The 13900-nt window shown below is 48.1% G+C and carries 10 protein-coding genes; all 10 read right to left on the minus strand.

Features of this window, described 5'->3' with window-relative positions; translation table 11 throughout:
- Positions 1–17: 17 nt before the first annotated feature.
- Positions 18–3095: a putative baseplate assembly protein gene (locus LRL21_RS22370; protein WP_240418007.1), complete on the minus strand. Its 3078-nt coding sequence runs from the start codon at positions 3093–3095 to the stop codon at positions 18–20.
- 61 nt (positions 3096–3156) lie between these two features.
- The gene (locus tag LRL21_RS22375; RefSeq protein WP_076230398.1) at positions 3157–3558 is read right to left on the minus strand and encodes a GPW/gp25 family protein; all 402 of its coding nucleotides are present in this window, start codon (positions 3556–3558) and stop codon (positions 3157–3159) included.
- A 28-nt stretch (positions 3559–3586) separates the two neighbouring features.
- The gene (locus LRL21_RS22380; protein WP_240418122.1) at positions 3587–4309 is read right to left on the minus strand and encodes a phage baseplate assembly protein V; all 723 of its coding nucleotides are present in this window, start codon (positions 4307–4309) and stop codon (positions 3587–3589) included.
- Positions 4309–5403: a phage late control D family protein gene (locus tag LRL21_RS22385; protein ID WP_240418008.1), complete on the minus strand. Its 1095-nt coding sequence runs from the start codon at positions 5401–5403 to the stop codon at positions 4309–4311. The genes LRL21_RS22380 and LRL21_RS22385 overlap by 1 nt, the downstream gene beginning before the upstream one ends.
- A gap of 6 nt (positions 5404–5409) precedes the next feature.
- Positions 5410–6036, minus strand: a complete 627-nt coding sequence (locus LRL21_RS22390) for a CIS tube protein (protein ID WP_240418009.1) — start codon at positions 6034–6036, stop codon at positions 5410–5412.
- A gap of 99 nt (positions 6037–6135) precedes the next feature.
- A complete protein-coding gene (locus LRL21_RS22395) occupies positions 6136–12180 on the minus strand; it encodes a hypothetical protein (RefSeq protein WP_240418010.1) in 6045 nt (2014 codons plus the stop codon).
- Positions 12181–12198: 18 nt separating this feature from the next.
- Positions 12199–12648: a phage tail protein gene (locus tag LRL21_RS22400; RefSeq protein WP_240418011.1), complete on the minus strand. Its 450-nt coding sequence runs from the start codon at positions 12646–12648 to the stop codon at positions 12199–12201.
- 7 nt (positions 12649–12655) lie between these two features.
- Positions 12656–12853 carry a DUF6760 family protein gene (locus LRL21_RS46335; protein ID WP_076230403.1) on the minus strand — a complete coding sequence of 66 codons (198 nt, stop codon included), beginning with the start codon at positions 12851–12853 and terminating at the stop codon, positions 12656–12658.
- Positions 12850–13227 carry a phage tail assembly protein gene (locus LRL21_RS22405; protein WP_240418012.1) on the minus strand — a complete coding sequence of 126 codons (378 nt, stop codon included), beginning with the start codon at positions 13225–13227 and terminating at the stop codon, positions 12850–12852. Before LRL21_RS22405 ends, LRL21_RS46335 begins: the two co-directional genes overlap by 4 nt.
- 200 nt (positions 13228–13427) lie before the next feature.
- Complete coding sequence (locus LRL21_RS22410) at positions 13428–13862, minus strand: phage tail protein (protein WP_076230405.1); 435 nt, start codon at positions 13860–13862, stop codon at positions 13428–13430.
- Positions 13863–13900: the final 38 nt, after the last annotated feature.

The following is a 13900-nucleotide window of genomic DNA, read 5'->3' on the forward strand; positions in this document are numbered from 1 at the left end:
TTGAACAACAATCCATTTTAAAGCGCGGTTACGACTACCTTGTGCATACCGCTGATGATAATTCCATGCAAAAGAGAGGGCAGGCTGTTAACATCCAGCTCGGTACGAATATGATCCTCGATCTTGTATACCGACATATACAGCTTTTCGACATGGTTAATCGAATGAATCGATTTTAAAAGTGCATAAAACATCGAAAGGTGGATATCCTGACCGATTTCCCAGCCCTTTCCATCATAATTGCCCGAGAGCGGGTCAAGAAACTGCTGCAGCTTGGCTATCGCCGCAAGCTCTGTCGGTACAACCGCATCCATACCTTCGACAGCCACATATGCGGTTACGGATACCTCGATGAAGGCCGGCTGAATGACCTGAATGCGATCAGGCAAAGCCACCATACTCGAAGCGCGCTGCAGCACATAACGTTCAACCTGCCGCTTGAGCTCTGGAAAGGCTGCGAGGCCCCCAACACCCTCTTGAGGCAAAATAACCAAAGTAATACAGCCGATCTCCTTCTCCACCCGCGCATTGTAATTTGCCAGACAGGTCACCCTCGCAATGTTCGGATAAGCCTCACGTGCCAGCCACTCGAAATCCTTTGCTGTTACCGCACGCCCCCGATGCTTGAGCTGCTGTGGTCCACGACGCATGGCTGATTCCTGTTTCTCCGCATCGCAGCCGCCAGCCGCTGCCTCCGGGTTCATGGCTCCCCCTACAAAAGCAATCGAGTTTTGCAAGCTGGCAATCTGCCCCGCCCCAACATTGCCTTCTTTGCCGCGAGTTACCTTGTAAGTCACCTTTATTTGTTCAAGACCACCCTTGGGTGGCACTTTGCCGTGTATCCCATCGCCGAACCGGATTCGGCCAAAGGCCCGATCGATAGCATAATGGCGATCCTCACCACCAGAGTCACTCAGATGGGCTACTGGAAGCCATTTTACCCATAATCGGTAAATATACCCGTCCGTATCACGAATCACATCTAGCTCCAAGGTGCCCTGCTCCAAATGCTGCCGTACCTCTTCCTCGGCCATTGCCCCTGTTTCATCGACCCAGACCGTTTCCGCGACAACAGGAGTTCTGCTCAGCTGAAACTCGGAGGCAATCTCCCCTGCCCTTGGATCGGGATATTCGTTATGTACGGTTTCCTGCTGAACAGCCGCTATCGTATTGACATACATCCCATTCACAACGGGTATCGCCACATTGCCCGAGAAATCATCATATTTGTCATCCCTGTTGACCGCACGCAGCCAATAGCCATCCTTACCAAACAGGGAGGTTCGTTGAAAATCGGCGGGACCTGCAAATTGCAAAGAACCCGTCCTTGTTAATCCGTTCGTATCATCAATCACCTTGAGCACTGACCATCTTGGGCCTTCCCCCGAATAACCAGCCCGCCAATACTCCCATTCGAGCAGTGGAATATCTTTTTCTGTCAGCTTTTGCGGCTGGACGGATACTAATATAGAGATTGGTCCTTTAACTGGAGGTACATCAAACGCAAGATGCAGCGCCGGGTGGTTGACCTCCATATGAAAAAAAGGCTGGAACGGCCCCGAATGTCCCTGGCTTTGTAAGGTTTGATCTATCATAACCGTGTGGTTAAGCGCAAGACAGCCGCGAAGTGGGTACAATCGCTCTGGGTATGCGTAAGTTAGCCTAACCCCCTCCATCCACGGAGAAAGGTATACAGGAAGCGCCGAATACAGATTTTCAATTTGCAAAATACGCGCCCGAATCCAATGACTCAGATGAGAATTAACAAATGTTTCTTCCAGATCCTGTGGACACCGGAACGACACCTGCTTGCGCTGCAGCTCTTCACCAGGCCGATAAAATAAGTTTTCAGCCTCTCTGCCTGCATCCAGTCTGACCCAGGCACTCCCATTCCAATATTCCCAGATCACCAGAGCAATCGCAACGATCGGCGGATTTGGTCTGGCAAAGCTGGATTTTTTCATGACAAGCTTCCAGTCCACAACCTGCTCCTGCTCCATTTGAAACCGGTTAGGAATGACTTTAAGTGCAAACGTCATCGTAATCATGCCATCTCGCTTGCTAAGCACCTCATCGCTGGATACATAGAAGGTACCGTACGGAATGAACTGATCCCCAAACGGGTAAAAACCATCATCAGCATTTGCCTGAATATCATTATAAAACATCATATCGGGCGCTATTCCACCCCGTGCCAGACTGTCCACATAATCCGTTTTCACGTGAATACGGTCCAGCTCCAGCCGCTGATCGGCAAGTGAAGGTGTATGACTGCTGCCCCTTTTCATCCGGCATTGAATATAGCGTCCACTTCGACCGGACAGCTCCTGCTGAGTCACTTCGCCAAGTTGCATTTTATGTAAAATGACCCGATTTCCCTCTGATTCAACACGGTCAAAGGGGGTCCAGCCGTTATCTGTAGGATACAACCATTCAGCTAACGAAGGGTCCGCCAGCCGCTGGCTTAGGCTCAGCTCCTCATGGGGCTTGGTGGAATGAACGACCTCCAGCTCGATTCGAGCTGTTTCGTGAAGTAGAAACATATCGCCATGCTCCAAATAAAGCACATGCTCCTGAAGATTATGTGCATCCGGAAGCTGGAATAAAGGACTTGGCTCCGCTAATCCGGCTTGCGCTGCAGTCACCCACGGCTCTGGTATTTGCAGGATGGAATCGTGCTTCTTGCTGGTCAGAAAAGCGGCAATGAGTACTGCAGGGGTGAGCAGCAGCAGCCGTTCCGTCTCAAATAAAATGTCGCTATCCACACCGGGAGCCGCAACCTGCGTACCAGCTGGAATCAGCACAGGCTGCTGAACTCCCGAATTCAAGCGAAACGTCAAAAACGTACTGGCTGGGCGTGCCGGAAGCAAAGAAACATCAAACAAGTTCATGAAGGCAACAAGGTTTTTAAAAGGCACCCGGTTCATGCGTTTAATATTTTCCTGAAACATGTCAGCAAATATGAGAAACAGTGCACTACCCGGGTCCGGGTCCTCAGGCGAAAACCGCCATTCCGGTGTATAATACGGAACCATTTCCTTCATCTGGGCTATCAGGTCCTGCTTCTCGCGCTTATCAATTTTGGGAGGCTGCATGCATCCACCCCCTCTCTGTCCGCTTTGTCATGATCGATGATTCCACCTTTTCCCCGCTTGTTTACTTCGAGCCCTCATGGATATAGAAAGGATATACCAGATTAAACAAATTGTTAGTCGTACGCACTGTATATCGAATACCTATATTAACTCTACCTATATCTCCATTGTCCACAATGGCCTGAACCTCGATCTCATGCACACGGGGCTCCCAATTTTGGATACCCTCCCGAATACTGCTTTCCAGCAGTCGTAAGGTCGTAGCGTCCGTATTCCCAAATGCAAAATTAATCACATCGCAGCCAAAATCAGGTCGCATCGTACGTTCTCCCAGAGAGGTTCCGAGGATGATGCGGATCGCTTCAGCGATATCCTGTTCATATTCCGACATCATGATCCGACCTGTTGCTTTATCCACCTGAATAGGAAATTTCCAGCCGCGTCCCAGAAATTGTTCGCTCATCGCTCTCACCCCTTTTCCATCATCCCTGCTAATTGATTTTGACCAGACTGCCTTTAATGTTAATGATTCCATCGGATTTGATATCCAGCGAAGCGCCTGCTTTCAAGGCCATCGTTGCCGATGCTTCTATGCTGACCTGCGTCGATTTGATATTAATCGCCTTGGTGCTCTCGATTTTCACATCACCCTTGGCATTTAATGAAATGGTCGAGGTGCTGCTTTTAATCGTAATCTCGTTAGCCGAGCCGCCTTTGATCTGAATCGCATTATTGCCGCTCTGCTCCTGAATATCTATCGTATCCGCCTTGTCGGAAAATTCGATCGTTTGACCTTTGTTCGTCTTGATCGTCACTTTACCATCACTATCATTATCATCAAAGGTCAGCACATGGCCTGCACGTGATTTGAATTGACGGATATCGTTCTTATCATTGGCTTTGGGCGAAGGCTGCTTCGTGCTCCACAGCACCCCGATCACGAACGGCTGGCGAATCTCGCCCAGATGAAAAGCGACCAGCACCTCATCCCCCACTTCGGGAATAAACAGGCTTCCCCTGTCCTTACCTGCCATCAAAGTCGCTATTCGAACCCAGTCGGTTTCCGTCTCCGTTTCCCGCAGCGGGAGCTGCAGCTTGACTCTGGCCAAGCCATCGGGATCTTTATTATCCGTTACAATCGCCACCATCACGCCATCAATCTTTGGAAAGACTGGCTCGGACATCCCACGGAATGAAAAATCCGGGTAATTCATCACACCGCATTCCCCCCAACTTGAAATCGTGTTACATAGCCGGAATCATCCACAATGTGCAGTGTCGAAATAATATAATAGGGCTGGCTCAGCTTGCTGCCGATTCCACTAAGCTTGATGTAGCGTCCTGCGCGTATTTCCGGAATACCCATGCATTCCCCATGACCATTGATCAGCTTCATGGATCTTTTATTCAATAAGGCCTCCGCATGCGTCTTCGCTTCATCCTGAGAGTCGATGTTGGTATACACATGCTCTTTATAAGTACCTTGTGCTTTCAAAATATCTTTGCCCGTCTTGGAATTAGAGCCAAGCTTGGTTACGGTTGTAGCTGTGGCTTCCACGACCTCCAGCTTTTTATTATCCCAGCCACGCACTGTGACTTCCGTAATTTGGTCGGCAAGATTCATATCTATCGACAGCGAAAGCAGCGTCGTGCCCCACTGCAATTCGACAACCGGTGTCATTTCCGTAAGCGGCTTGCGAAAGTACATCGTTTTCCCAACTATGAAAAAATCATAATGCACCAGATCGGCTAAATATTGAATGAAGTGATAATCATCAATCTGATTCTGCGATACGGTATTGTACATAGTCGTTGTATCGTCCACCTGTGTCTTGATGCCGTACGTACCGGCAATTTCCTTGGCTATATCACTATATTTTTTTTGGGTCCAAGACTTCGATTTGGAGCCCTTCATCATCAAGTATGACATATCCATACCGCGAACGAGCAGATTCGGTGTCGTGTCGTCCGAAAAATCAGCTGTAACCGAGGTGATGTACCCTTGAAAAACCGTCGTTAGCTTATCCACATATCCAAGCTTGATTTCTACCGCTTTGCCAAGTACAAATACATCGTTAAGCCATGAAAATTCTCGTTGTTCCAAATCAAAAGCGTTCGTAATCTGAAAGAAAAAAGAATCTGCCGTCCCTTCCAGACTGCTTTCTACTTTTAAAATCGAGATCGCAATATCATCGGCTATTTTGCTTCCATTTACCAAGATTTCGAAAGCCGGGGAAAAAAAATCGCGGTATTTTTTTCCCAGCTGGTCCGTTGTAAACTCCCCACTATCCAGCTTAAGCTCTGCCATTGTTCATCACTCCAGCCTTGGAACGGTTATTCTGCGGCCCGGGTCCAGCTTTAACGGATTATCAATCCCATTGGCCCGAGCAATTTCGCGCCATAACCCCGGATCTTCATATTCAGAGGCGGCCATCAGCCACAGCTGCTCCCCCTGCTTTAATAATTTTTGCTTGGTGCGGTCTGCGGATTGACGCGGGATCCCTTTGAGCTGTTCATTTTTCGTCTGCCACGAATGGAAGACCACCTTCAGCTTGGCACGAACCGGAATTCCCGTATCCAGGAACATCGTGAATTTTTGACTAACCGAGATAACGACGCCTTTAAAATCAATCGAACCCCACACAAACCGGCATACCGGCGGCGCGTGCAAATCCTTGTCCACATTTAGCAGCTCGGCAATTTTGCGGGTGTAATTTCGAACATCAGTAGCCGCCTCCGAGGTATCAAAAAAGAAATCCATCGACAGGTTACTGGTCTCTCCGGATACGAACTGACCGATCGGCATTGAAAGACCTGGGACCACTTTCCAAGAATACTTGTTACTTAAATTGTGGTCGTATTCAGTTGGATTGAACATAACATCGATCTCTTCTTTACTTGTACCTTTATCGACAATGATCTTTGCTTTTGTAAGTGACAATGGTTTCCATCCCTTTCCTTGCATCCTGGAACCGTTCGCTGGTTCGTGCCTATCCTATTTTGTTCTAAACCCGATGGGATAAAGCTGGCAACTACACGGTTACCTGCCACGCCGCTGACGTTCAAACCGCATCCGTTTCTCCAGCTCACGTGTTACCTTATCTACAATATGATTAACATCCAGCTGTGGAAGCTGCTTGATCAGCTCATTAATTTGTTCTTTTGTAAGTTCAAGCGGCTCCATGGATTGTATGGTTTCCGTGAATTCCTCCGGTTCAGGCTGTCGTTGTCGTCTTAACAGCTCCAGAATAGGTGTATTCAGATCCTCAGACTGGCTCAATTCGGACGTCGGCTGCTTATGCTCCAGTAGTGCACCCGGTTTTCCAAGTGATGCCGATTGCTGCTGTGAATGTGTGAAAATATCGCCAGCTGCTGCGCTCGCCCCGGGATTTCCTAATCTTGGCTGCACGTGATGATCTGCTGTATTCTCCCACTTGTGTGGTCTTACCGAAGTAGGTGCCTGTGCCAAAGATCGCAGCTTGCCTTGGAATTGAATTGTTGCTCTCTGATGATTGTCTGCTGCAACCCTCTCTTTGCTTTCTGAGCCTGACTGCTGCGAGGACTTGCTATAAACGGCCTGCGGCCTGAATTGCGAAATGCGCTTCACAGATAATTGAGTTCCGCTGCTCGTATTCAGCATGGGTCTGTGAGTTCCTGCCCCCTGTTCAGGCTGATTCTTAATTCCGACCGTTTCCGACTTCCTTGTGATCGGGTCTGGTGCAGGAAGCGATGCAGCCTTTCGAAGCATGCGTACTGCTGCAGGTTGTGCGGAGCCGTCTGCGAGGCGGCTACTGCTGCCACCTCGCTGTCTAACCAAGACAGGACGCCCCTTAAACCCGTCAAATGCAGGCTTAGTGCGATCCTGCTCTGCTGCAACCGTCGGCCTGACTGCTGCAGAATTATTCATTCGCTGCTTGGCATGGTCTGCTATGCTTATGTCGCTGCGCACATCCTGCTGCCAATGAATCGTACCTCCGGTGTTCATTGTGGCAGCTGTGGACACTGTCCCCATATGGCTACTATGATTTGGTTGATCTGTCAGGATACGACCCTTATCATGCAATCTACGCTGTACGGTGCTGGATAAATTGCTTGTTCTTTGAAACACTTGTGCAGCTTGATCATAGGGCTGTTCTTTGTCTGCTCTGTGTACAGCTGTTCTTTGTAAGACAGATCCTTGTAAACCAGATCCATTCAGGACTGAGCCTTGCAAGGCAGATCTATTTAAGGCTGATCTATCTAAAACAGAACCCTGTACAAAAACAGACCCCTTTAAAGCAGGAGCTCCCTGCCCTTTTAAGATTGATCTTAAGGGAGCCATCTGCAGGCTTGATCCCTGGTAGCCAGATGTAGTCGAAACGCTGTCTTTCTTTCCGATACCCGCTGGTTCGCTCAATATCGGCGCCGTAGCCATGTTTGAACGAAGCGTGCTGAGGCTGCTAATGAGACTATGCGTTATTTCCTTAGATGGTGAAGGTTGCCAACGATCCCTTGTCGCTGATTTGGCTCCTGCAGCAATAATGGCCTCTTGGTGTGGCGTCATAAAACGTTTCCCTGCAGAATTGGTCATCGTTTGCTGCGATAATTGCCGCGATCTATGTAATGCTCCAGAGCGATGCGGTGAAATCGAGTTTGCTTCCGTTAATGCAGCTCTTGGTACCAAGCTTGATGTTGTTCCTGCAGCATCTCGTGCTATATATGAACGTACAGCAGGCGGAGCCGATTGGCTTATGTGAAAATCGCTTCTTGCCATACTCCGTGCTTTCAAAATTCTAATTTCATTATTTGCTCTGCTTGCCATGTCCCGTTCACGCAATGAGGCCTGGATTACGACTGAACTACCTTTAGCAAACCGATTTCGTTGAATAGACGCTTCGGCTTCACCAGTTACCAGCTTTGGCTTAATAGCAGGCAACATTCTCGATTCTGATGAGATGGGTGCTCGAATTGATTGCGTTGTTGGTTTTGTTGTTGATTGAGATAATGATTGTGAAAGTGATTGTGAAAGCGATCTTTGAATTAATGTTGATTGTAATACTTGTTGCAGGCTTGATCCTGATCTTGAACCACCAGGAATCGCCAGAAGCCCCGTCATCGTACCCGCCATTACCCCTGCGTTCGGTTTAGATGATCTCCTAGCTGCGTCTCCAGCTGCTGCAGTTTTTGTCTGCCTAATAATTGGAGGCTCTTCACCAGCAAAATGACCTGTATTTAATCGATCTGTAGTCTTTTGAATACGTAAGCCATTTACTGATCTCTCTGTACGATGCAGTGATACAGGTTCTTCTTTGGCTCGTGGGCTTAGCCCTGATCTTAAAGCGTATCCTAATCGCGATTCTAACTTAACCGGATTGGAAAGGCCCGGGCCTGATCCAGATAAAGGCTGCCAAAGCTCGATCCACTTTTTAGGAGCGCTTGTTAAGGCTGATGCCCCGCTACGCTCATCACGCACCTGAGTGGTCTGATTGTAGAATTCAGTATGATCAGCCTTATCGATTAATGGATTAAGACTTCTCCTCTGAGCTAGCTTGGCGGTTTGCAAAGACTCTTTAGACGGTTCATCGAGTCGTCGAAAATGCTGCAACGCGGCCGCAAGTATGAGCGGACTGGAGGCTCTGACTTGAGCTGCTGTTCGACTACGGGCTGGTAGCTGTGACGCCATAATTCGTTCTGTCACAGGCAACTCATTCACGGCACCGGTTCGGTTCCCCAAAAAGTAAGAAAAGCGTTCAGATAGATTCGAACTCCCTATCTTCCCAGCCCCACCTCTTTGTACATTGGATACACGATCTATCAGTGCGCCCTCATTATGCCCGGACTGGTTACTCCATCTTGCAGCGGTAGATGCGGATTGAATCACAGAAACCGAATCCAACCTTCGGTTTAATACCTGTCCACTCTGACTATAGCTGCCTGTCTTCATTTGCTCGATCGTATTTCTGTTTTGCCTCTGTTGAATTAGAGCCTGACCAGCGCCGATCCATTGGAGCTGTCTTAAAGCAGTTATCTCAGGAAGCTGCAGGGTTGATACAGCAGGTCTGGCGTTGAAGCTTGATATGATGCCTCTAGTCTTACTGTTAAAGCCATGAGGCGCATCCGGCTTTCCTTCAAGATCTGCTGATTGAACTCCAGCCCTAAACGCAGCTGTCCTTGCCGAATTTTGAGTTGGTGCTGTGTTTTCTGTCGACGTTCTTGGGCTTCGTCGAATGCTGAATCTATTATCCGGAACTGCGTATAACTGTCTCACATTTGGCTGTGTATAGCTTAGAGCATTCATTCGCTTGGTTGCAGCGTTATCTGCCAATATTACAGAACTTCGTCGAATGCTGAAATTATTATTCGGAACTGCGTATGACTGTCTCACATTTGGCTGTGTATAGCTTAGAGCATTCATTCGCTCTGCTGCAGCGTTACCGGCCAATATTACAGAACTTCGTCGAATGCTCAGACTATCATCCTGAGCTACGTTTGGCTGTCTCACATTTGGCTGCGTAAAGCTTAGGGCATTCATTCGCTCTGCTGCAGCGTTACCGGCCAATATTACAGAACTTCGTCGAATGCTCAGACTATCATCCTGAGCTACGTTTGGCTGTCTCACATTTGCTTGCGTATTCTTTAGGGCATTTATTCGCTTGGTTGCAGCGTTATCTGCCAATGTTCCTGAATTCCGTTGCATGCTAAGCCTATTATTCAACGCTGCATATGGTTGCATCAAGCTTGCCTGCGTATAGCTTAAACTTAGAGCATTCATTGGCTTACTTGTTAACCGAGTTCTTACGCCCTGCTCACGCCCACGATTGTTGTCCAGAACAGCAGGCTTCCATGCTTTAAGCAGCATCAAGGATAGTGCCGGCAAGGGTAAAGCCATCCGGTCATCCAACCGGCGAACATCATTATCAGATTTTCGATAAATCGATTGACGTTGCCCTGCCCTCCTGTCGAATACTGACACTTCGTGTGAGATACTGTAATTCGAACCTCGTACTAGCCTCTCTTGCCTAGCGTAATCTGGAGATAGCTGAGTGTCTCGATAGACTGAGTTAACCCTACGATAGGCTTCACTATTCTGTTCATATACAGGTTCAGATTCACGTACAGCAAGTATCTTTTCAGATGTCCCTTGTCGTCGTTGAACCGATAGTGCTCGGTATGTTGCTGCTGTGTCGACAGGTGGTCTGCTTGCAAGATCCCCCCTATTTTCTAACTGCGGAAGATTCCTTTCAGCAGATTGGGACGCAATCTCCATGAGCGGATATCGCCTATAATTTCCTGTAAACCTTGGATTGGAATGTTCAAATCGCAATCTTCGATTAATGGATACAGGGTACATCGGGTTAGCTGTATGTGCAAGCTGGAAAGAAGATGTCTTTCTCTGGGTGATTGAACTGCGCGATTCCGCACTCCCTTGTTGATGTAATGAACCATCACTCCATCTCTTCCCAGCATGATTATCATTTTTAATAAAGCTATTGTTGCGATCATCATGGTTTAATCTTTGGTTTAAGCTAGTACTATAAATCTCCGCCATGCGTCTTTGCTGGCTAACGCTTGAAGAATGGTGCTGTATGTTCCCACTTTGCTTGGTCCGTCCTGGCAGCGTTGCCTGTGAAATCATAGACCAGAGTGATTGCGCTGCGTGCCTGCGACCAGGCAGGAGCCTTCCTTCATGCTGCCGTTGAATCATGGCTGATTGGATTTCTTTATCACTGCGAGCTTGATAGACTACGCGTTGACTCATTCTGGCAGAGCTCTGTTGATCAGGTGCTGCCTGCTGCCATTGCAGCTGCTGGCCTGCTTCCTTATAGCTAGTCGTAGTACCCGTTTCACCAGCACGGGTTCGCCAAACCATAGGAGATGTGGCAGTGGTTGAAGAACGACGCTGCAAATAGCTGATTGGCTCATTTTGCGTCAGCATTCGAAGCGGTATTGCTGAACCTGAGTTCAATTCCTTATTGTGCACAATCTGCCCTATACGCAGTGAAATTTGCACGCTTCGCTGCTTGTTATTATCCGGCGCCCATCTTACAGCACCCCGTTGTGTAGTTGTCAATTCCAAAGGCTCAGCTGGAAGTGAAAGCTCTGAACCGATTGGCGCATGCTGCGTCACTTGCCGATTTTGAAGCTCCATTGTTTCGTCTGCTGCCGCATCAGGCTTTTGATTGGCAATCTGATTTTGTACAGCTTCTGTAATTTGCTGTTGATCTTGGGCAACGTGCTCATCCGAAACGCGTTTTTCCCGTTTATGTCCATGCGCTAAAGCTGTCTTTTCATCCTGCAGTTGTTGCTGTTGTGGGGGTAATTGACCCAGCGACGCCAACTGCTGATTTTCCTGAATTTTACCCGAAAGCTTGTCCTGACTTGGCGGCAACGCTGGCGGCTGTCCTGCAGCTTGAGCAGGCTCCTGTCGGTTGCCCTTCCTGTTGACCAATTCAGCATTCGTTTGCTTCGCTGCCTGGCGACGAGTACGAGCGTTCTGTTCAGCCTGTTGAAGCTGCTTTTTGCTGCCTTTTGTCTCTTTTGCATCCCTTGGCGTAAGTTTTGTACGGGTATCAGGCTTCAATCGAGCCGTTGACATTTTGTCCGTTCCAGTAGCTGAGATACTACCAGCCCCGGCTTGATTTCTTTTTTCAACCGGCGTGACACTGCTCTGCATGGCCTTCGGTGCTGCTCCAGAAGATTTCTTTTGAATCAATGCCTGCTTGCTCCGGTTTGTCCCTGCCATACCACTGTAATAATGAATCAACCGCTCAAGTCGATGGACCGTTTCTGTACGAGTTATGATTTGCTTCGCTCCATTATGCTGGAGTGCGGCCAGTTGGGCTTTCAGTTGTTCGACCATGCGCCGCCATTTCGCCGAACCATCGTCCCGCTCTTCGTCGTCTGCTCCTGCCATTTCGCGAAATACCAATGACAGACGTCCAAAATAATCCTGGCGCCAAAAACCGTATTTTCCTATAATGCTGTCAGCAAAAAGTCGAGTAAGACGTGCCGAGCCGCTGCCGTCGTCCTGCTTGCGCTGTGGAACGTTCAACCTGCCGAGCTTACCGGCTGTCGTATGGGGGATATGTGATTTTCGGGATTTCATGCCAGTCCCCCTACCCGATTATTTTTTGCTGAAAACCGTTTTCAAGCCGTTATGCACCAGTTCAATGGATTCAATAGCAACACTTGTACTCGTTGAGTTCATATCGGGACCGCTCCATTTCACAGGATAAGCCTCAAGAAAATTCCACCTGCAAATTTCACTGCCTGATATATGATTCAAAATAATCGAGCCGCTTTGACGGACAATTTTGCCTTTTAAGGCATCTGCGTACCAGTCCCACAGATCGCTTGATTTCGTAATTCCCCGCTTGAGTATAATCCTCTGATTTTTTACGCCTTTGCGAAAATAATGGACATAATCGTTCAAGCCGCCCTCCGAATAAGGAACCAGCTCGATCTCCGAGTTGAGCCCCGTCACCTCCGTAAAACCGCCCACAAACAATCCATCCAGCTCGACCTCAAACCTCAAGGGCGCACTAATCTCATTTCTTCTGGAGGACTCGCTCATCTGTTGTTCACCTCTTATTGAATACATCAAACGGATTATTATCCGGTTTATCATCATTCATATTACGGTTGATTCTGGAAATCTCGTCACACCACTTCCTGCGCTCCCGATGCTCCATCAACATGATCTCATCGTGAGGCCAGTGAAAATAGTACGCGATGAAACCGGCCTCCTCGTAAATCTTGTCAATGGGGTAACCGACTATGCCTCCTCCATCCCGGCGATAAAAGACACATCCACATCAAATTCATGCTCACACTTCGGACAAATAGTATGAACCTTGGGCACTTCCATTTCATTGATTTCGCGGTAAAAGTTTTGCAAAAAAGCCAAGTCTGCGGTAAACATCTTTTCTACAACCCGAGTATCAATCGCTCTCAGATCGCCAAGCTTCGTAATAACACGCGTTAGTAAAATAATCGTGAGATAGCCAGGATTTTGCTGTACACGTTGGTCCCGCATCGGCAAAATTTCGTCAGCTGCCGTTGCAAGCCGCATAATTCCTCTTTTGTGCAGGGTACCGCTGTCATCCACATAACCTCGGGGAAGATCGAATTCGTATTCTGTCTTGAATGCCATTTGGTTTTCCTCCTAAAAGCGTTCCTTTTGGAACGCTAACTTCGTAAGCATAATCTTGTTTTGCTTCGCAAAACTATCTACGTAAGCATAAGCTGAGCGTTCCTTTTGGAACGCTTACTTCGTAAGCATTAAGTTAAGAAAACAAGAGATGGGATCAGCGGTACACGCCCTATCCCTCCTCTTGTTCCCCCATGTAATTGTTACGCCGTGCGTGTCATGCCTTCATGCGACAATTCCAAAAATTCAATTGCTACTTCAGAGCCTGTACCATTAAAATTCGGAGCTGTGTACTTGGAAGGCCATGCCTCGATAACCTGCCAGGTTGCTACATCGCCGCCCTCTTCATCGATTGCAATAATCGTAACGGTTTTGCGTGCAACTTTACCTTCAATCGACTCCTGCATCCAATTATACATGTCCATGGAGTCAGTAGTTCCCCACTTCAAGCTGATATTGCCGTATTTGGCCAATCCCGGAAGCTTGCGTGCCGTGATCGTTTCGTTGCCTTCACGATATTCCACCACAGCCAGAGACGCATCAAAACCTGATACTTCGCTAAATCCGGCTTGTTGAATACCTTCAACCTCTACTCTAAATCGAAAATTTCTATATGGATCTCTACGCTCGCCAGTCATAATTCACTTTTCCCCTTTCGTATGGTTCATGACAAGTT

The organism is Paenibacillus periandrae, from assembly GCF_022458865.1.
Classification (GTDB): domain Bacteria; phylum Bacillota; class Bacilli; order Paenibacillales; family NBRC-103111; genus Paenibacillus_S; species Paenibacillus_S periandrae.

Coding starts and splice junctions, on each gene's coding strand:
- LRL21_RS22375 (WP_076230398.1), bottom strand. CDS start 3,558: ATGAGCGAACAATTTCTGGGACGCGGCTGGAAATTTCCTATTCAGGTG.
- LRL21_RS22385 (WP_240418008.1), bottom strand. CDS start 5,403: ATGGCAGAGCTTAAGCTGGATAGTGGGGAGTTTACAACGGACCAGCTG.
- LRL21_RS22395 (WP_240418010.1), bottom strand. CDS start 12,180: ATGAAATCCCGAAAATCACATATCCCCCATACGACAGCCGGTAAGCTC.
- LRL21_RS22370 (WP_240418007.1), bottom strand. CDS start 3,095: ATGCAGCCTCCCAAAATTGATAAGCGCGAGAAGCAGGACCTGATAGCC.
- LRL21_RS22410 (WP_076230405.1), bottom strand. CDS start 13,862: ATGACTGGCGAGCGTAGAGATCCATATAGAAATTTTCGATTTAGAGTA.
- LRL21_RS22405 (WP_240418012.1), bottom strand. CDS start 13,227: ATGGCATTCAAGACAGAATACGAATTCGATCTTCCCCGAGGTTATGTG.
- LRL21_RS22380 (WP_240418122.1), bottom strand. CDS start 4,309: ATGAATTACCCGGATTTTTCATTCCGTGGGATGTCCGAGCCAGTCTTT.
- LRL21_RS22400 (WP_240418011.1), bottom strand. CDS start 12,648: ATGAGCGAGTCCTCCAGAAGAAATGAGATTAGTGCGCCCTTGAGGTTT.